This window comes from Liberiplasma polymorphum, assembly GCF_043951795.1.
Lineage (GTDB): Bacteria > Bacillota_I > Bacilli_A > Izemoplasmatales > Izemoplasmataceae > Liberiplasma > Liberiplasma polymorphum.
Genome location: NZ_JBIOAG010000025.1, coordinates 1 through 20,200, shown reverse-complemented (window position 1 = coordinate 20,200; position 20,200 = coordinate 1). Strand labels below are relative to the sequence as shown.

Annotated in this window: 19 protein-coding genes; 11 read left to right on the top strand and 8 right to left on the bottom strand. The window is 33.1% G+C overall.

From position 1 onward, the window contains the following. The first annotated feature begins 6 nt into the window (after nucleotides 1–6). The 7 genes from ACHAJD_RS06825 to ACHAJD_RS06795 all read left to right on the top strand — a co-directional run bounded on the left by ACHAJD_RS06825 (nucleotide 7) and on the right by ACHAJD_RS06795 (nucleotide 9,408). On the top strand, nucleotides 7–1,182 hold the full coding sequence (locus tag ACHAJD_RS06825; RefSeq protein WP_435585111.1) for a nucleotidyltransferase domain-containing protein: 1,176 nt from the start codon (nucleotides 7–9) through the stop codon (nucleotides 1,180–1,182). A gap of 175 nt (nucleotides 1,183–1,357) precedes the next feature. Then, the gene (locus tag ACHAJD_RS06820) at nucleotides 1,358–1,480 is read left to right on the top strand and encodes a hypothetical protein (RefSeq protein WP_435585110.1); all 123 of its coding nucleotides are present in this window, start codon (nucleotides 1,358–1,360) and stop codon (nucleotides 1,478–1,480) included. 9 nt (nucleotides 1,481–1,489) lie between these two features. After that, entirely contained in the window at nucleotides 1,490–3,799 is a 2,310-nt protein-coding gene (locus ACHAJD_RS06815) for a hypothetical protein (RefSeq protein WP_435585109.1), read from the top strand. Nucleotides 3,800–3,905: 106 nt separating this feature from the next. Continuing rightward, nucleotides 3,906–7,295 (top strand): endonuclease I family protein, encoded by a 3,390-nt coding sequence (locus tag ACHAJD_RS06810; protein ID WP_435585108.1) that lies wholly within the window; start codon nucleotides 3,906–3,908, stop codon nucleotides 7,293–7,295. Nucleotides 7,296–7,386: 91 nt separating this feature from the next. Continuing rightward, entirely contained in the window at nucleotides 7,387–8,457 is a 1,071-nt protein-coding gene (locus ACHAJD_RS06805; RefSeq protein WP_435585107.1) for a fibronectin type III domain-containing protein, read from the top strand. Nucleotides 8,458–8,691: 234 nt separating this feature from the next. Continuing rightward, nucleotides 8,692–8,943, top strand: coding sequence for a GlsB/YeaQ/YmgE family stress response membrane protein (locus ACHAJD_RS06800; protein ID WP_435585106.1), 252 nt, complete (start codon nucleotides 8,692–8,694; stop codon nucleotides 8,941–8,943). A 3-nt stretch (nucleotides 8,944–8,946) separates the two neighbouring features. Beyond that, nucleotides 8,947–9,408 carry a hypothetical protein gene (locus ACHAJD_RS06795; protein ID WP_435585105.1) on the top strand — a complete coding sequence of 154 codons (462 nt, stop codon included), beginning with the start codon at nucleotides 8,947–8,949 and terminating at the stop codon, nucleotides 9,406–9,408. A 90-nt stretch (nucleotides 9,409–9,498) separates the two neighbouring features. Here the strand turns inward: ACHAJD_RS06795 and ACHAJD_RS06790 are convergent, their stop codons facing one another. Next, nucleotides 9,499–9,681: a helix-turn-helix domain-containing protein gene (locus ACHAJD_RS06790; RefSeq protein WP_435585104.1), complete on the bottom strand. Its 183-nt coding sequence runs from the start codon at nucleotides 9,679–9,681 to the stop codon at nucleotides 9,499–9,501. Nucleotides 9,682–9,896: 215 nt separating this feature from the next. Continuing rightward, nucleotides 9,897–11,231: an ice-binding family protein gene (locus ACHAJD_RS06785; RefSeq protein WP_435585103.1), complete on the bottom strand. Its 1,335-nt coding sequence runs from the start codon at nucleotides 11,229–11,231 to the stop codon at nucleotides 9,897–9,899. Nucleotides 11,232–11,503: 272 nt separating this feature from the next. On the opposite strand from ACHAJD_RS06785, the gene ACHAJD_RS06780 reads away from it, so the two are divergent. From ACHAJD_RS06780 to ACHAJD_RS06770, 3 genes are all read left to right on the top strand, one after another. Beyond that, complete coding sequence (locus ACHAJD_RS06780; protein WP_435585102.1) at nucleotides 11,504–11,824, top strand: PadR family transcriptional regulator; 321 nt, start codon at nucleotides 11,504–11,506, stop codon at nucleotides 11,822–11,824. Further along, nucleotides 11,817–12,800 carry a DUF1700 domain-containing protein gene (locus tag ACHAJD_RS06775; RefSeq protein WP_435585101.1) on the top strand — a complete coding sequence of 328 codons (984 nt, stop codon included), beginning with the start codon at nucleotides 11,817–11,819 and terminating at the stop codon, nucleotides 12,798–12,800. Before ACHAJD_RS06780 ends, ACHAJD_RS06775 begins: the two co-directional genes overlap by 8 nt. 86 nt (nucleotides 12,801–12,886) lie before the next feature. Beyond that, complete coding sequence (locus ACHAJD_RS06770) at nucleotides 12,887–13,747, top strand: hypothetical protein (protein ID WP_435585100.1); 861 nt, start codon at nucleotides 12,887–12,889, stop codon at nucleotides 13,745–13,747. A 13-nt stretch (nucleotides 13,748–13,760) separates the two neighbouring features. Here the strand turns inward: ACHAJD_RS06770 and ACHAJD_RS06765 are convergent, their stop codons facing one another. Both ACHAJD_RS06765 and ACHAJD_RS06760 read right to left on the bottom strand, forming a co-directional pair. Next, nucleotides 13,761–14,195, bottom strand: coding sequence for a VanZ family protein (locus ACHAJD_RS06765; RefSeq protein ID WP_435585099.1), 435 nt, complete (start codon nucleotides 14,193–14,195; stop codon nucleotides 13,761–13,763). Then, a complete protein-coding gene (locus tag ACHAJD_RS06760) occupies nucleotides 14,182–14,874 on the bottom strand; it encodes a tyrosine-protein phosphatase (protein ID WP_435585098.1) in 693 nt (230 codons plus the stop codon). The genes ACHAJD_RS06765 and ACHAJD_RS06760 overlap by 14 nt, the downstream gene beginning before the upstream one ends. A 154-nt stretch (nucleotides 14,875–15,028) precedes the next feature. On the opposite strand from ACHAJD_RS06760, the gene ACHAJD_RS06755 reads away from it, so the two are divergent. After that, nucleotides 15,029–15,658, top strand: coding sequence for a DUF4352 domain-containing protein (locus ACHAJD_RS06755; RefSeq protein ID WP_435585097.1), 630 nt, complete (start codon nucleotides 15,029–15,031; stop codon nucleotides 15,656–15,658). Here the strand turns inward: ACHAJD_RS06755 and ACHAJD_RS06750 are convergent. From ACHAJD_RS06750 to ACHAJD_RS06735, 4 genes are all read right to left on the bottom strand, one after another. After that, a complete protein-coding gene (locus tag ACHAJD_RS06750; protein WP_435585096.1) occupies nucleotides 15,552–16,559 on the bottom strand; it encodes a thermonuclease family protein in 1,008 nt (335 codons plus the stop codon). The two genes, ACHAJD_RS06755 and ACHAJD_RS06750, sit on opposite strands and share 107 nt — an antisense overlap. 19 nt (nucleotides 16,560–16,578) lie before the next feature. After that, a complete protein-coding gene (locus tag ACHAJD_RS06745; RefSeq protein WP_435585095.1) occupies nucleotides 16,579–18,996 on the bottom strand; it encodes an endonuclease in 2,418 nt (805 codons plus the stop codon). 25 nt (nucleotides 18,997–19,021) lie between these two features. Further along, nucleotides 19,022–19,651, bottom strand: coding sequence for a pyroglutamyl-peptidase I (gene pcp / locus ACHAJD_RS06740; protein ID WP_435585094.1), 630 nt, complete (start codon nucleotides 19,649–19,651; stop codon nucleotides 19,022–19,024). A 131-nt stretch (nucleotides 19,652–19,782) separates the two neighbouring features. Beyond that, nucleotides 19,783–20,200, bottom strand: a 418-nt coding sequence (locus ACHAJD_RS06735; RefSeq protein WP_435585093.1) for a hypothetical protein, incomplete at its 5' end; no start/stop codon positions are given.

Genomic DNA, 20,200 nt, shown 5'->3' with positions numbered 1-20,200 from the left:
AACTTAATGGATTCTACTTACACACAACTCTTTGAATCAGTAAAATATGTTTTACTAAGTACTTATTATACTGATCCCATATTAGATGAAAAAACATTCTACAAGATAGCACATGAAAATGGGTTATCTGGGATGATTTTTTCTATTTTACCAAAAGAATCGTTTAGTGAAGAAATCTACAATTTATTTAAAAAAGATTTTTATGCTTATAACGCAAGTGATATGAAACAACTTGCGCTTATAAATACGCTTAAAAGCTTATTTAACACGCATGAAATTAACCATATATTCTTAAAAGGCGTGCATTTAAAACAAGTATACCCTGCAAGTTATATGCGTTCTATGGGCGATATTGATATTCTTGTGGATGAAGCGTCTTTTAGTAAGATAAAACCATTACTTAAAGCCAATAACTTTACCTTAACAAGTACTTCTGATGCCCATGATTGTTACTTACATGATAGTGGGTTAGAAATTGAGATTCATCCTAAACTAACACGAACATTTAAAACCAAGCAAACTGAACTATTTGATCAAGTATGGCACTATGCTAAAAAAGAAAAAGATTTTACATATCAGTTAGATGTAACCTTTGAACTTGTTTATTTACTTAATCATATGGCCAAACATTTTTACGGCAGCGGGGTTGGCTTAAGAACAGTCCTTGATATTGGGCTATTTACTAAGAAGTACTGTGAAACACTCGATTTAGGATTATTAGACCAATTTTTAGAAGAAACCGAATATGAAACCTTCTTTATGAATATGCTTTATTTAAATAAACGGTATTTTAATTTAAATCCGTTTCCCTTTATCATGAAAAACGTTGAGATGGATGAAACCCTTTATACTATGTTAACGGGTTATATTATTAAAGCAGGGGTGCACGGCACAGGTGAATCATTTAATCAGTTTATCGGAAGAACAGCGCATTACAAACTTCAAAATAAAGGTAAAACTGCCTTACTTAGATCTATCTTGTTTCCTAAATATTCAGATATGAAAGGCCTCTATCCATGGTTAAAAAAACTGCCTTTTTTATTACCTTTTGCCTATATTCATAGAGTGATTAAATTAACCCTTTTTAGAACGAAACGTAGTTTCACTAAATATAAACAGTTAAGATCTTCAAATGCCGTTTCTGAACAAGCGGTAGACTTATATAAAAAATTAGGACTTTAAAAGACTTCCACAATTAGCTTGTGTAAGTCTTTTTTTACTATTTTGCAGGGGTTTTTGTTAAGTATTGTTAAGGCGCGTGAATTTAATTTGTAATGCTATTCATAATTATGATAAAATGGTGCCATATTACTTCGTGGACATGACCTAAAGAATAAAACTAGGAGGGTTTTACGAAATGAAGAAAGAAAAAGACGTGTACGAAGCTCCCACGGTTGAGTTTGTAGCCTTTGAGATCGTTGATCACATCGCTACAAGTGCAATGGGTGGAGCAGGGTTCACAGAAAGTGTTTTTGATTAGGGTGAAGAGATGAAAAAACTATTCTTATTTGTATTAGGGTTTACATTATTCTTCTCTCTAAGTTTATTCAACGAAACAACCGTTGAAGCATCTTGGGCAGATGTTTCAGTAACATTAACTTCTTACTTTGAAGATGATGATAAAATTCCTCATACGCCAGAAGTTAGAGCTTATGGGAGTACGTTTGCATTTGATTCTAACATTGATTCAAATCCTAATTACCGTTTTGCATTTTGGATTTGGAATGGTGTTGTAAGAGCAGATTTACCCGTTGATCATGAATTTATTATTCGTTCTACAACTGATTTAGTGGCAGTATTTGCCCCAGTTGCATCAGAAGGTCCACAACCTGTTGTGGCAGCCTTTGTTGATACAAACGGCGTTTTAATTGATTTACAATATGTTTTAAGTGGTAGTGTTGCAGATGATCCTACTTTAGAAGTTGGTTATGACGCACCTACTAAACCAAAGTATCTTCAAAGTGAGGTAAGTCCTTGGGGACAATCACTAGAAGCCATTACTGAAGATACAGTTTATGTTGTAAATTATGAAATTAATCCAGCATCTCAGTTTGACTTGGTTGTAAATAACGGTACCGGTGGTGGTGTTGATATCGCATACAACACAATCGTTACAGTTACAGCGGATGCACCAGGAGTTGGAGAGTATTTCGCAGGGTGGCAAGTAAATAATGTTTTAGTTAGTTATGATAAAGAATACTCTTTCTCATTACTTGGTGATAAGACTATTACTGCACTTTATTCTGAAACTGAAGTAACTAAAGAACCACTCGTTTCATTAAGTCCAGATTTAGAACTTACAACAGCAAAAAAATCATTCTTAGCACAATTTAGTTTACCTGCAGGGTATACATTAATTGAATACGGAATGATTCGTTCTAACGAACCAAGTTCATTAACGTTTGCAAGTGCAGACAATGTATTCTTAGGAACAGTTTACACAAGTGAAACTAAAGAGTTCTTAATGACATTTACAGCTGAATTTGGTAGTATTGCAGCTTATCTAACTTATAAAGATAGCTTAGATGTAATTCATACTGTTTATAGTAGATCATATCATTATGGTGATTTAGAATTTACTTACTTAGATTTTGAAACAGGTTCAAAAGTTGGTAGTATTTATGCTGAAGGAACATATACTATTGATGGAAATGTTTGGGGGTTATATGAAGCAGGAATTGGTAATCTTGTTGGGGATATAAAAGTAAATTCACGTAGTTTACGTGTTCGAGATGGATACATTCAGTCGAATTTTATATTTTATAACGGTATTGATAACTTATTCTTCCTGCATGCAATTGCAGGTTTTGCTGGAGATTCTGCAGGTGAGTTGTTTGTTGAGTATGCATATGAATGGGCTCCCAACACCTGGAATAGACTTAAGGATGGGGCATCTGATTATATTATAAATGTAAATTCTACAAATTTAGAGCAAGCAATTGTTCCAGTTAACATATCTGATCCAATCCGAATTAGAATCTTACAAGAAACAAGTGATGGGAATAGACTTAGTATAGATTCATTTATTGTTAACTATAGCCAATATGTGGATGATGTCTTACCAACTCTTTATAATGTACCAGCAACTGCAACAATTACAGAAGGTGATGAATATATAATCCCAATTAATATTTATGCTGATGATAATATCGATGGAGATTTAACCAATGACATTAGTATTGTCGTTAGAGATTCAGACGAAGAGATTATCGAATCATATGGTGATTTTAGATTATTACCAGCTGGTGAATACACAATTAATTATACAGTTGAAGATTCTTCAAACAACCTGTCAACTTCAATCACTACTTTAACTATATTAGATCCAAGTGAGGTACAAATTATAGTGATTGATTTTGAAAAATATCCTAATCAAAATATTTACTCTGGATTGAATGATTTTGATGATGGATTGTTAATGCAGTTCGGTAATGCTGTTAGTTCAGCTTCTCCAGTTTATGGTACTATGCACGGATTATTGCGAGTAGCAAATGGAACTACAAACGTTCCATATTTACAGTATGGTGCAACAGAGTATGATATTACTAAAATTAAATTCCAAGCTAGAGTTACTAATGTAACTAATTATCAAGTTATTGTTCAGTTTTCTACTGATGGAGATTCTTGGGGTACTCCAGTAAATGTTACTGGATTAACGACTTCTTACTCTACAACACCATTTGAAGCAACTTCTAACGTAGTCGGCGCAAGACACATTCGAATTTCATTCTCATATAGTGCTACTGCTGGTTCGCATCGTGATATGTTGATAGATGATATTAATTTATTAAATGATTAGATTGAAACATCCTCAAGCAATTGGGGATGTTTTTTTATTTTCATCCATTATCTTTTTCTATTTAGTGTATAATGTAATGTTAAGGGAAAGACAGGAGAAATTATACATGAAGAAATTAGTTATTAGTTTATTAAGTGTTGGTTTGTTTCTATTTATAGGCTTTAACAATGTTAGTACAGAGACATACCCTAATGTTAATGTAGAAATTATTTCAATGTTTGATGATGATAATTTGGATATAACAAACCATTTGACTAATCAAGTCTATGGGTCTAGATTATCTTTAGATAGTCAACTTGCAGATGAAGAAAATTACTCATTTGCTTTTTGGATTGTTAATGGTGCAGTAAGAAAAGATTTAACCATTAATCATGAATTTATTTTAACAGCAGATTTATCAATCATGGCTGTTTTTAGCCCTGTTGATAAATCTGCTGTTTTATTTATGGATAGTAATTTATTATTACTGGAGATTCAGTATATTACTAATAATGGTAATGCAACTGATTTAACCGAAGGTTTACCTTCAAAACCTGGTTATATTATATCTACTACGAATAAGTGGAGTGGCTCATTAACAAACATTTCTGAAGATAAAGTCCTTGTTTTACAATACGAACGTATTGATAACACCGAATATACATTAAGTGTTATCAATGGGGTGGGAAGCGGAACATTCATTTATAATGATTTGGTTAATGTTCAAGCTGCACCTACTTTAAACAGTGAGTACTTTAATTACTGGAAAATTAACGATAAAATCGTTAGTTATGACAAAGATTTCACATTCACTATTTTTAATAACACAACCATAGAAGCCGTTTATAAAGAACAGCCTACATATAACTTACCACTTGTTACAATAAGTAATGATTTAGAACTTAGAACAGGTTATAAAAGTTTCTTGGGACAGTTTAATGTACCAAGTGGTTATGAACTGATTGAATATGGCATGATTACTTCACTAACCGATGAAGTAATCACTTTATCAAGTGTTGGTATAAATATTTATCAAGGATTCAATCATGTGATTGAAAGTAATGAATGGTTAGTAAGTTTTAATGAGACAAATCATACTTATGTAAGAGCCTATTTAACTGTTAAAAATTCACAAGACGAATTATTAACAGTCTATAGTGGTTTAGAAGTTATTGAAGAGTCAATTGAATATGTAGAAACTTTTAGCAATATAGATTTTTCTACCTCTTCTTATGTAAGTGGGACATTTACTGGTGATAATGGTATTTTTTGGACTTACCAGAATTTAAGAGGCGATTATACTCTTGATGGTAAAGCTGTTATGTTCGCAAATCAAGCAAGTCACAGTGATGGACCGTCAACATTAAGTGCTACAATAGAAGGAGGAATTACAAGTTTTTACGCTGAACTCGAGCAAGCATTTACGGGAAGTGGTGAACGAACACTCGGTTTATTTATTAATGGTATTTTAATTGATGAGTTCACTTATGATCAGGGACCAAAAGGCATTCAAATTTGGACAGTTGAAAATATTAATGTAAGTGGAACTTTTACTTTAGAAATCCGTCACACAGCACCTGGAAGTGTTCGTGGCCAACTTGTTTTAGATAACTTAACATGGGCTTCATTTGGTAGTACAGTTGATGATCCAAAATTCTTACTTCAGTTAGAATCTAATAAAGATGTAAGTATAACTGTTAGTGAAGTTGGTCCTTGGTATACCAATAATACAAGCGTTACATTAACCGCACCTGAGATTGAAGACTATGTCTTTATGCACTGGGTTAACGTAGTAACTGAACAAATTGAAAGTATGGTTCGTATCTATACATTTGATATTACTAATCATACTTATTTAAGAGCGGTTTACGGAGAAGATAGTGATGAATATACCTTACTCTTAGATAGTAATATTGCAGGCGAACATACGTATAAAAGTCATAACGGGCCATATAGTTATAATGAGTTAGTTAGTATAGAAGCTGCTACTGTAAGTGGGTATGATTTCTTATACTGGAAAAATATGAAAACAGACCATGTTTATGCTTATGAACAAGCTTTAAATATTAATATGTTAGATAGTTATCATTTACGTGCAATGTATCAGGAAGTTGAATCATTATCTTATATCACCGATTTTACCGGTGCTAGCAAAAGTAGTTATAGTCCTGGAAATGTTACTTTAAATGGATCTAGTTGGACTTTTGATCAAGCGATTATCACCACCGTTGGTAGTGATAGTGTTGCGCGTATTAATCCAGGTGGATTTATCCAAACTCAGTTTTCTACTTTGAATCCAACTAAAATAACATTTGACCACTTCTTAACCAGTAGTGGTGCAAGTGGGTCTATAAGTTTAGAATATTCTTTAAATGGGTCTATTTGGCGTACGTTTGATGATACAATTACCAGTAATAATTTAGGGTATAGTATCACTGAATATGACCTTGACTTAATGATGCTTTGGGAAGTGTATAACTTAGAAGCAACAGATGTTATATATTTTAGAATTGTTAATTTATATAGTGAAAGAATCGAAATAAATCAAGTGTCGATTCATCGATATGATAACTTTATAGGCTATCCACTTTATGATTATGAAAGTGCTGTTTTGACGTTTAATTTTAACGAACCATTTACCACCGTTTATAGTTTAGGCGATACATGGAGTCCAAATACTTGTGTTGCTAATGATGTTGTACTTGGGGCACTGAGTTGTGACATAAGCGGGTTTGTAGATACTTCTCAAACCGGAAGTTATATCATTACTTATCGTGCAACTGATTCTAATGGTGTCTTAACTGAACATAGAGTTCAAAAAGATGTTTTAAGAGATGCGACCTTATTAGACTTAGTCCTAGATTCATATTATATGGCTGCACAAGGGTTATATGGTGAGGCTCTATTAATTGCCTTAAGAAACATTATTAATACCGGTTTCACCGGTAAAAATTATGGCGATTCCCGTGATATTTTACAACTATCTGATAGAGATCCACTAAATCCTTCTAACTTAATTTTAATTTATAGAAGAACAAGTGTTCTAGCAATTTGGGATGGCGGGTCAACTTGGAACCGTGAACATGTTTGGCCACAATCATTATTCCCTGGTTCTGCAGACAATAATACAGTTAATATTGGTAGCGATTTACATAATCTAGCCCCTGCAAATCCTAGTGAAAACTCATCACGTAGTAATAAATACTTTGATTGGACAACTACTACCGAATCTTATGCTCCTGAATATGATGAATCACGTGGGTATGTTTCTAGAGCACTATTTTATATGGTTGTGATGTATGATTATTTAACCCTTGTAAATACTGTTCCAAGACAAAATCAAATGGCGAACTTAGATACACTTGTTTCTTGGCATTTCCTATATGGGGTAACCCCATTTGAAGAAAACCGTAATGATGTTTTATATACTTATCAAGGAAACCGTAATCCTTTCATTGATTACGCTCATTTCCTAGAACTCATATGGTTCGATCACGAAAACATTCCAGTTAGTTAAAATAAGCGCAAATCAATAATATTTGATTTGCGCTATCTTTTTTATAAGCTTTTATAAAATTATGATAAAATGATATAAGAGGTGTTGCGAGATGAAAAAAGTTCTTTTAATGATGATTTTACTTCTTCTTGTGCAAGGGTGTGCACGAGAATCACGTAAAGAATTAGAAGTACCTAAAAATTTACGTGTTGAAGAAGAGACACTTGTGTGGGATGCAGTTGAAGGGGCTGAATACTATACGTTAATGTTAAATAATATTACATACCGTGTAGAGGATAATGTTTATAGTACGTTTAATTTACCAAATGGGTCTTATAATGCGCGTGTTAAAGCACATCTTGGTGAGGCATCTACGATTTATACAAACACGTTTACTTTTACAATTAATCGTGCGTTTGAACATCCAAAAAACGTTTATGTTTCCGGGTCTACTTTATACTGGGATCATACAGCAGAAGCAAGCAGTTATAAAGTTGTGATCAATGATGAAACAGTAGATGTTTTAAGTGGCAGAACGTATAATTTAAGTGGTTTAGATGAAAATAATCTATATACTTTAAGTGTGATTGCTGTTTATGAAAACGGAGAATCAAATGAATCGTTAAGTGTTTTGTATCATACGCATTTTACTGTGATTGATACGATTCATATAAGTGTTAATAAAAACCGTTCTACTAATGTTAGTTTTCCTGTAGAAACTATGGTTGAATTTGATTATATTTATATAAATAATACATTAGTAAACCGTGAGATGTTTTCGTTTGTAAATAATACCATTGTAATCGATTATACTTATTTGCTAGATTTAAATGAGGCACTATATACTTATAGCTTATTAACAAGTGAAGGACGTGTAGAGGTTATGCTTAATGTGCTAGATGAAAGGAAACCGTATATGACAAGTAAAAATACTGTCACTTATACTGGCGAAGATTTAACTTTCGAGTTTGAATTATTCGGTGGTTCTTTTGGTCAGTTATCTGGTTTAACGATTTCTAGTGAAGATTATACGTTTGAAAATAACCAATTAACCATAAGTGCAGCCTTTATTGAAAGCATTAAATCTGAAGATCCTGAACGTTCAACCATCATTTTAAGTTATGATTTAAATAATGAAGAATCAAGTGTTATTGGCTTTATCTTTATTTACTTAAATGAGTAATAATCATTAATGATATAAACTAAAATCACATCTAATTGGATGTGATTTTTTTATGAGCACCATTAGGTGTTTACGTTATATTACTATTATTTCTTCTATTTTATATCTATTTCATTTATTTAATGTTATAATTACATATTAGATACTATTTTCATATAAAAGTATTTATAAAAGAAAAAGGAAGATTCATAGAACCTTCCTTTATTTATAACATTACCGAGGAGGTAAATGATTATGTATATTATACTATGGTTAATTTTTGGGGCTGTCGTCGGTTGGATAGCTAGTATCGTAATGAAGAAAAATGCTAGCATGGGATTACTCGCTAATATTATTATCGGTTTAATTGGTTCTGCAATAGGGATGTGGCTCATGGACTTAGTTGGCTATGGCAATATTGATTCATTCTCATTTGCTGGATTTATTGTCTCAGTAGGTGGCGCATCGTTATTGATAGCAGTCATCTCTGTAGTAAGGAGAGGTTAAATTATGAAAAAGATTACAACGCTTGATAGAAAGTTCGCAGCAATTGTTTTAGGATTTGTCGCAGCATTTATGATTGTTTTACCAGCATTATCAGCAAATGGTTCTGACAATACTTATACAGGTTTACAAGTTGTATTTGGTCATGAGTTCATCAATCTTGGTGGATTTGGGAGTGGCGCAATTAAATTTAGTGTGTTAAACTTTGTGGCTTACGCTTTACCAATGTCGGCAGCTTTAGTGTTACTTCTTAATAAAGGTGGCCAAATGGTTTCAACGTTATTATTTGGTGCAGCTGCAATCTTATTGTTCTTAGTCCCAACGTTTACAGTTGTAACCGTTACTGTATTAGGAAATGTCACAACTATTGATATTGATTGGGCTTATGCAGCTGGATTAATTATCGCAATTGTGTTATCGATGATTGGCTTTACTTTAGGACTTTATACCATTTATAAAAAATCATAAAAACAAAAAAGATTAGGTGGCTTAACAATAGTTAAGTACCTAATCTTTTTTTCATTTTATAACATAGTCATTTCAATGAATGTTCATATATTATTCGTTGCTACCACGGTTTAAGAATCTTTCAAGTTCCGTGTGTCTCACGCGCCAGTACTTACCTACTTTAATTGCTTTAAGTTCTCCACTTTTAATGTAATTGTATACTGTTCTTTGTGTTACTTTTAGAATTTGTGTAACTTCTTCGATTGTATATAGTTTTAAGTCATCTGAGATCATAAAATTGCCCCCCGTATCTAAATACGTTTAATTAATTATTTTCATTCTTTTTGTATTATAAACTATAAAACGCTCAAAGTAAATGCGTAACGACGTGTTTTAACTTTATTTACATATATTTGACTATATTTTGTAGGTTTTTACAGTAATTTCATTGATAGTAAACGTTATGCCTCAAATCAAATAACTGATTTGAGGCTATTTTGTTATGGGTGTTAGTCTTGGTCGTTTGATTTTGTAACGACTGTTGCATCAAGGGTTACAGCTGTTTGAGCATATAATCTACCATTGATTGATGAGTTAGTCCCCATTGTAATATCTGTCATTGCTAAAACTGTTCCTTCAAAGTGTGCACCTGATCCAATCGCTACTGTGTCTGCGACTTGCCAAATAATATTTTTAGCGTCCGCGCCACCTTCTAATATTATATTAATATTTGATGCGACAGTTAATTTTCCAGAGATTTGGAAAATCCAAACATCTGTTGCACTACCATTTAAGGTTAAGTCTGTGTTAATAAGAACAGATGTTCCAAATTTAAATACACCTGGTGTTAAGGTTTTACCACTTAAGTCACCACTATAGAGTTCTGTATAGTTAGAGGCACGCCCAGCAGCATCTACGTAAGCAGTTTGCATATCAGAGATTGCTGTAGTTAATTTTTCTGGTGTTGGTGAGGTGTAATCAGATGCATAAATATTTCCGGTAACTTGATCACTTGTAGCATATTCACCTGATGAATGGAGTGTGAGTGAAAATCCTGTTAAGTAAGTAGCGGCTACTGGTGATACCCCAATATTTCCAGTAATTACTGAAGTTGTTGCGGTTGAAATTTGAGTTTCAGCTAAAATAACGAAATCTTCAGCTGTTCCTAAATCAACCGGTTCAGTATTTGATTCAAAGATGATTGAATATACTTTTACTTCATCATCTACTGTGGTTACAGTAATGGTTGTGGTACGGTCTATCACATTACTTGATTGGATGTCGTTTGCGTTTTCAATAACCATTGATGCGGTTGATTCATATTTAGTCGCTGTTACAACGGGTGTTTCTATTAGACTAGTAGAAACAACATGAACATATTGTATCATTAACGGGCTAAACCCTAAAACGGTATGACCATCTACTTGAAGATCCGTTAAGGTTGCTTCCATAACGGCTTCTGGTTGATTGGAGATGGTAATCACTTTTGAACTGGTTGCACCCGGTGTTGCAACTGAGGTTGCAATAACGGTGACTGTACCATTATGTTCAGCTTTAAGTACGCCACTACTATTGATCGTTGCAATACCACTTCCGTTAGCTACAGTCCATATTACTGTTTTGTTTGTAGCGTTTGTCGGGGTTACAGTGACATTCATTTGTAAAGTGCCACCAACCGTTGTAATGACAGAAACGGATGATTTAACGGTTATAGCGCTAACATCTATATCTGTATCCCCATCAGGATTTTTTGACGTATTACATGCTGAGATTGTAAAAATCATTAAAACTAATAATGATAAAACAATCATTTTATTCGTAAATATTTTTCTTAGATTTTTCATAAGATAACTCTTTTCTAACTTAAACAAGATAGAATCTCTTTAGTTTGAGTTACCTTCATTATACGCCTATAAATACATTATTGATACCTTTATTTCATTTATTTTCATATTATTTATTTCTATAAGTTCTATTTTCATATATATGTCACTAATATAAGCTTACTTTTATAATTTTTAAAATTTATTTCATTTACTATTGCATCAATAAATCAACTGTGATAGACTTATTGTGTAATACACATTGTGTTATGCACAATAAGTAGGAGGTTCTTATGAACGCACAGTTTAAAAAAGGGGTTTTAGATCTAATATTGCTTTATACCTTGAAGCACACAGCTAAAACAACCTATGATGTCTTAGTTGATTTACGTGAGGCAATGGATGTAAATGAAAATACCATCTACCCTTTACTAAGGCGGTTAGAAAGTGAAGGTTATATTACCCATGAAAAAATTCAAGGTGATATGGGTGCACCAAGAAAAGTGTTTTTACTAACAGAAACAGGCATTAAACACTTAGAATCTTTACATCAAGATTGGAACAAGTTTTATATTCAAGTGAACCATTTATTAGGAGGATTAAAGGATGAATAAGCACGAATTTATTAAGAAATTGCGTTATGCTTTAGATGATAAGATATTTACAAAAGAAATGATTGAAGAAATTAGTGAAGACTACAGTATGATGATTGATGAAGCCATTGACCGCGGGGAAGATGAAGACCACTTTATTGCTAAGATTGGTGATCCACGTGTGATTGCCAAAGCATTAAGAAAAGAATTACCAAGTATGCCAAATTCAAGTAATAAATGGATTGCGATTAGTCCTTTTATTGCTTTAATAGTTTTCTTTTTTGTAGGATTTACCTATAATGCATGGCATCCAACGTGGTTAGTCTTTTTAATCATTCCTGTAATGGCGATTGCTTTAGAAACAAAAGGGATGGAACGCGTCGTTTCTTTAAGTGTCTTCTTTGCTTTAAGTGGGTTTATGTTACTAGGGACCTATTATGATTTATGGCATCCTATGTGGGCATTATTTGTTTTTATTCCAGGGTTTGGTTTTTTAACACAAAAATCAAAAGTCGTTCAAGGCTTTGGAATTTATACACTCTTTGCTACAACAGCCTTTATCTTTATTGTCTTACTGATTAATCCTAGTGGGTATTATCATTACTTATTAATACTCCCTGTTATCGCGATGGGAATTATGGCTGGAGATATTGAAGTCGCATTTGGTTATAGTAAGAAAAATAAATTAAGAGATTTCTTTATCGGGGCTTTATTTACTATATCTTTGCTTACGATATATATTTATATTGGGCTTACGTTTAATTTATGGCATCCAGGATGGTTAATATTCTTACTCATTCCAGTCTTAGCGATGTTACATGCTAGATTTATAAGAAGTGAATCTATTCCTTTAGTAGGTTTTATGCCATTTATTTCTGTTTTCATCTTTATTTTATGGGGTGAATATGGGAATGCTTATTCTATTAGTTGGCTTGCATTCTTATTAATTCCAATGGTCGCAATATTATCAGAACCCCCAACGAAAAGGAAACGCTAATTTATTAGCGTTTTTTTATCGTCTCCATTTTAAACTTATTTGAATTTATGCTATAATAAGGCTAGATTAGATAGGTGGTGATTTCCATGAAAAAACTCTTCATTTTACTTCCACTCATGTTTTTACTCACAAGTTGTGTGGGTTTATTTGGTAATCGCTTAGATACCCCAACTAATATTCGTTATAATAATGAATATTTAGTATGGGACGCTGTCGATGGGGCAACGTTTTATTTAGTTTTAATGGGCGGAGAAACTTATGTTGCACTTGAAAACCGCTTATCAACTTTTAATATTGAAAGTGGTAATTACCGTGTTCGTATACAAGCAAGTACTGGATCTATTACGTCTAGATTTTCAGGGACTTATAGGTTAAACTTAGAACGTGAGTTTGATCATCCTAAAAATTTTAGATATAAAGATGATATCCTTATTTGGACAGATGTAGATCCTGAATCTGGATATATTATCGATTTCTTACATGTGATTGATGGCGATCAGTTTATCATTACCGATGCCTGTACACAAGGCACTTGTTATTTTGATTTAACCACTGCAGATATAGAAGAAAACCGAGTTTATGAAGTCCGTATTGCCTCAGCCTATGAAAAAGAAGCTGGTGCATTAGATTTAGGGTTAGATTTTAGAACATCACTGTTTACCTCACCCATAACCATTCACACTTATTTTGATGTTATGAGTACTGTCATGATTACAGCGCCGCTCATCATTGATAGTGATATGGAAATCGACTTTCCTTCAAACTATACGATTAGACATGTATTTTATAACAATGAATATGTCGATCGTTCAAAGTTTAGTTTTAGTGGGTCCACACTTATCGTAAGAGAAAGTTTTGTGGAGCGCTTAAACTATGGTGAAAATACAATTATTTTAATTACAGCCGTTGGCAGAATTGATTTGGTCATTACCAAAATACCTTCTTAAAAAAATAAGCACTTCAACGTTGGTTGAAATGCTTTTTTAATGTAATCATAAACACAATCCCAATACTAGCGCCGATAAAATCAATGATAACATCCATGACCTCACCACTTCTACCAGGAATAAATGTTTGATGAATTTCATCACTTATCGCATAAAATAACGTAATAAGTGATGAAAGTATGTAAATGGTTTTAACTTTTAACAGGTGATAACTTAAAGCATTTACGCACCATATTCCTAAAAATAAGTAAATCATGAAATGCGCACTCTTTCTAATAAAAGTATGCAGTAAACTAATGTTTGTGATATTAAAGAAATTAGCTAATGCAAGTGTTAATGATCCACTTAGTTCACCTGAGGTGGTCGCATCTTTTGCGCTCATTGTAAATATTAAACCCATCCAAACAACAACAAGACCCCAAGCTAAAACGTGATTAAGTTTTGTCAACGAGATATTTTTTAGCATTTAAATAACATAAGGCATCTGCTACTGCTTGTCCTTTTTTCTTTTCAATCACTTTATACGCTTTTTCCATCGCATTAATTACAATGCCATCTCTATGAATATCACTACCTATAAAGTCGATTAAATTTTCATTTAAAAGTTGTTTGGCTTTTTTTTGTGCATCTTTATGCCCTAATTTAATTAAGTGCGGGGCAGAGACTTGAAAATAAGCCCCTTGTTTTTTAAGACGTCTTAACGTGTCCATTGAAGTATAAAAATAACGTTCCGGATGGGCAATAATAACTTTATACCCTTTTATTTGGCATTCATAAACAACATCTTCAATATCACATTTTCGCATGCCAAAATCAATCAACACAAAATTAGAATCATTCATCGTATGCGCGGTTGATAACACATCAATCAAATCATCTGATTCATCAACCTCACTACCAAGTAAAAGTTTGATAGGAATAGCTTTAGCTGCATCACATAACGCGTTAAAATGATCAGTAAATGTTTCTTTTGTTTCGAAATACCCACGTTTTTTTGCGACGTGAGGCGTTAAAAAGACATGGGTTACGCCGGTTTGACTTAGCCCATTTAATAGTTTTAAACTCTCTTCAAGCGATTTAGCCCCATCATCAACATTGGGCATAATATGGGTATGGACATCAATCATAGTATCACTCCTAGAAAGTATTATACCACCCATATTTATAAAATACAAAAAACTTGTTTAGCGTATGCTTTATAAATGGCATAAGTTTTGAATGAATGCAACTTGCATGGTAAAATTAAGATAGGATTAAATTTGTTTTAAAGTGAGTGATACTATGAAAAAAATATTCCTAACCCCATTATTGATACTATTTATCTTTATGCTATCTTCTTGTGATGCCTTTGAACGTGATGTGAATCATGAGATAGGTGAGACCTTAAGTAATGCGAATTATGCCATTACATTAGAAGATGCTTATCGTGTAGAAGAGACTTTATTTGGTGAATTACCAAGTGATATGATGTGGCTACAACTAGAAATTACGTTACAAAATGTTGGATTTGACCAAAAACAAATCGATGGATTATTAATGTTTACAATTACCGATGATGCAGGGAATGTCTATGATTTAGATATTTTCACAGAAGATGCCCATACGTTTGACGGCGCATTAAATCAAGGGGAACGTAAGCTTGGGACCATTACCTTTGCAGTCCCAATTGATTCAGACTACTACATTTTTATCTTTAACCCAGAACCATTCTCACCTGGAGCAACATTCAGGTTTGAAATCTTAAAAGAACACTTAGTTTCAAAAAAAAATAACGCTGAAAATATAATATTTTCAGCGTTTTTGTTTACCATCTTGAAAAATCAGGTTTATCTTGGTCATAATCCCAGTAATAATCTCTTAGATTTGAATGCATGCCGTATCCATCTTGTAAGGCAAGTTCTTCTGCTTTAAACATCCATTCAGTATAAGTTAACCCGTCATAGACTGTAACATTCGTTTCACCTGCACCAAATAAATACTTTACTTCAGCTAATCCGTGACGGACCATTAAGTAGTTTAATAATTGATAATCATCATCACCGGGAAGTAATACCCAAACCCATGCGAGTAATCGCCCGTAATTCCCTGTTAAATTGTCGCCTGGGTCCGTTTGTAAGATTATAGAGGTTGCACTGTGTAAAACTTCACAATTGTAAACAGAAGCCGTTTTACCCCAAACTTCTTCTCCACCAGAAAATGTTTCTGGTGTATCAAAGTTTAAGTATCTTGTACTTGGGGTATTTGAAGTTATTTTACTTTCAATCTCACTTGGATAATCAAATACGGTTGTATCTCCGTCAATACATCTAAACCATGAGCCCGCGTAAAACGCACCGCCTGTACCTTTATAAGGATTTCCACCTTCTTGATACAGTGGCATATCTAAAAAGTCCATATTTAGACGCGGTCCGTCATAAGGGATATCTTCTGGATAGAAATAATCAACATCAATTATATCGTCATTTTCTTCAACTTCTACTATTGTAAGGGTAAATGTGTTTGAAAACCCTTCATAAAAGACAACAATTTCATGGGTTCCTATCACGTAGAGTTTTTCTTGATTAACGATATGTGTTAAAAGTAAATCAACGGTTTGAACTTCTTCATTTTCTCTTTTTACAAGAATTGATAGATCGCTTAAGTTAAATTCACCTACGGTATAGCTATCTTGTAAATGTTCTTTATCCAAGGCGACCCACTCGGTAAGTGGGTCTTGATTTGGAGTTGGGGTTAAATCAATGCCTAGTTCTTCACACCCTATAAGCGTTAAGCTAAAGGCAATAAATAGTATCGCTAGTAACATTTTTTTCATGAGTGTCACCTTTCTTTGTTTACCAAGTTAATACGTCTGGATGATTCCAATACATGAGTTCAACTAAGTGTGGATAATCGATAAATGGATTTCGATTTCCTTGCCAATCTTGTATGACGTTATTTCTATTTTCTTCAAACATGCGCACCTCATACATGAAGTGCCACATTAATAATGTATCTAAATGACCCATTTCATATACATTTGGTTTTGTATTAACAAGGGATAAGTTTTCATACATCGTAATCATGTAAAACAGCATTCTAGCGACATCGCCTTTAACCACATTAGGCGGTTCATAGGCTTCTGTGGTTAACTGTGTATAGAAATATTTGTTTCCGCGTCTTGTATTTTCGCTAGGGTCAGCGGGTGATAGATTGTGTAAGTCTGAACTTACATTAATGCTAGCCCCGCTAGCTGGTACGCCTAAGAGTGATTGTGGCCAAACATGTTCACGGTTCCAAGTCGCGCCTTGATCCCATACACCAAGGACACTAGTTCTTACATAAATTAAAATTATGTTATCTGGATTCTCTGGATCACGGTCTGTTTCGATTAAGGCATCACGTACCGTATCATAATCTATTCCAAAGTAACTTTCTCTTAAAATATCTCTTAAAACGACCATTAAATATTCACCGTATAATCCTTCAGCATCTTTATAATATTCATCTAATATTAAACTTAATAAAGACGCATCTTTTAATACGGTTTTAGTAACATGGATTTCATAACGGTTATTTTCAGCATCTAATGTATAGTAAGTGACTGTGTATTCACCTATTTGATTCGTGTTTACACTGCCTTCTTTAAAACAATCAAGCGGTTCTTCAGTTTCTATAATAAAGACATCACAGGTATAACTGATGTACTCATCACCTACTGAGAAATATGTAACTAAATCTTCATGTAAAACAAACTGAACAGGGTGATCTGGTGCTTTATCATACACGGCTTCAAAGTTTCTATTTGCACGAATGTTAAACGTGTAACTTTGTCTTGATGTTAACATTTTACCTGAATCTAGGTCTAACCAATATTTGAATGTTGCCCCTTTAACTGTAGGTGCAGTGATCATAACTTCTTGATCAAACTGATAAGGGCCTTCTAAATCAGCAGTAACCTCTGCTTCAATATTCGCAGATAAGTTTAACTGAACTTCTCTTATTAAAAATTCACTATTACTCATATAAGTAATCGTTACATCATCGATATTTATTCTTTTAGAGGTTGTACTTCCAATTCTAAAGTAAATTGGGGTAGATTCACTTACGCCTAAATCTACATAAATCGCGCCAAAATCAACGGTTATTTTTGTTAAAGTTGGTGTGCCTGTTCCAGAAGTAACCGTGGTCCAGTTTTCATAATCAAGTGATACTTGAAAATGATATGGGGCATTATCATCGTTTGCAAATCCAGCTGATGCGACATAAAAAGAAACTGATTGCATATGATTAATCGCAAATGATGGTCCGAAATTTCCGTTTCTAATCCTTACAGAAAAACTACCAAACTTTCTGTCGCTTGCATGTTCTCCTATGAGTGCATCTTGGAATACATATTCAAAGCCATCATAATACACACTGCCTAAACTATAAGAGGTTTTCTCTCCCGTTTCAAAATCTAAGAAAATAGCGGTTTCCGTCGGTGGAAATTCTAATTCATAAACGGCTTTAATGCTTAATGATTCATTCATGATGAATGTATAAATAGGATCTTCTGATAAGATTTCTTCAGTTGTCATATTTAACCAATAGGCAAAATAATATTCCTCCACTTCTCCCGCAGTTATTGTAACGGTATCTCCAAGATAAATAAACGCTTTATCCACAAATAAAGGTGCGTCGATTACATTACTGGTTAAATGAATTTGGATAGTATCTGCTAAATCTTCTATATATACGCCTTTAATCATACGATCACGCGTCATGATTAAATTATAATTTGGATTAGTGCTTAGCACGACATCGGTTTCTACATCTAACCAATGAGAGAAGGTATAGCCTTCTACTTCATGTGCTAAAAGCGTGACTAAGTCCCCTTTAACGATTTCACTTGGACTATATGATACATGAGAATTATCTATTGAATCGGTTAATGTTAAAGTAACTCCTTCAGGGACGCTAATCGGTTCATAAATGGCTTTAAACGTAATCGCTTTACTTGCAGTGAAGGTGTAGACGGCATTATTACTTACAATAATATTTAACGATTTATCTAACCAGTAAACAAATCTGTAGCCTTCTACATTGCCCGCAGTAATAGTAACTTCATCGCCTAATGTAATAGCTTCACTACTTACAGAAAGATTAGCCTCAGCTAAATTACTTTCAAGTGTGATATTTAGGAAGTCTTCTTCAATTGGTGTGATTTTTGCGCACCCAATGATCGTAATTGTGCTTAACAATATCGTTAAGACTAAGGTTATTTTCTTCATCATGTGGCTCCTATTATATTTATTTTCATACTAACTTAACTGGGTTGATGAGTTCATCAATAATCGTTAAAATACTATCAATCATTAACTGTAAATCTAAACTGGCAACGCCTGGTTTTTCTAATACTTGTTCTGGTAGGTAAGGCACATGAATAAAACCAGCAAACGTCTCCATCTTCTCAGTTTTTATATGATGGAGTACATGATACATTATATGGTTACAAACATAAGCACCCGCTGAATTAGAGATTTGAGCAGGTACGCCTTTTTTCTTTAAGCGTAACATTATATTATCTAAAGGTAAGGTTGTAAAATAGCCAGCTTGTCCTTCTTTATTAATCTTAACATTTCTTAAAATGGTGCCTTTATTATCTGGGCTTTTACTATCACTAATATTGATGGCTACCCGTTCAATATTTATATGTGTTCTTCCTGCAGCAAGGCCAAGCATTAAAATCACTTTTGGTTTGTGTTTTTCAATCAGTGGTTTTAATTCATCAAATACTTGATTATAAACGACTGGTAAAGTAACTTTAACGATTTTAGCATTATATAAAAAATCTGGTAACTCAGCTAAAATACGTTCAGTTGGGTTTATCTGATCATCACCAAACGCTTCGAATGCGGTAATTAATACAGTATCCATTGGTTTCATTGAATCACTCCTTAATTTAATCATAACATGTACTTAAAGCCCTTACAATTAACATTATATTATACACAATTATATAAAAGTAACCTACATAAAATGGTCAATTTAATATAAAAATAAAATAGGTCAATGACCTATCTTATAAGCATGTAATAAATAAATGAAAGAACAATAGTAGTATATGCGTATAAACTATAAACAACTAAAATAATCATGAGCAACCATCTTAATAAACTTGTTTTATAATTTTTTGTTTTTATATGGAACTTTTTATAGACAAACATACTAATTAAGATGGCTCCAATAAATAATAACGTAATAAAAACAAATGGGGTCATTCCAGTAAGTGGGACCGCTTCAAAGTCATCAATATAGTAGCGGGTTAATGTATCAAAGATAACAACACTAAATAAAATATTCACCGTTGTATAAATAAAATAATTGATCTTAAAGGCTTTATCATCTGATTTTTTATAGGCTAGGGTTTTACCTTTAAACCATAAAAAGACTAAATTAAAAAATATAAATCCTGAAAATAAATAAAGCACAAGA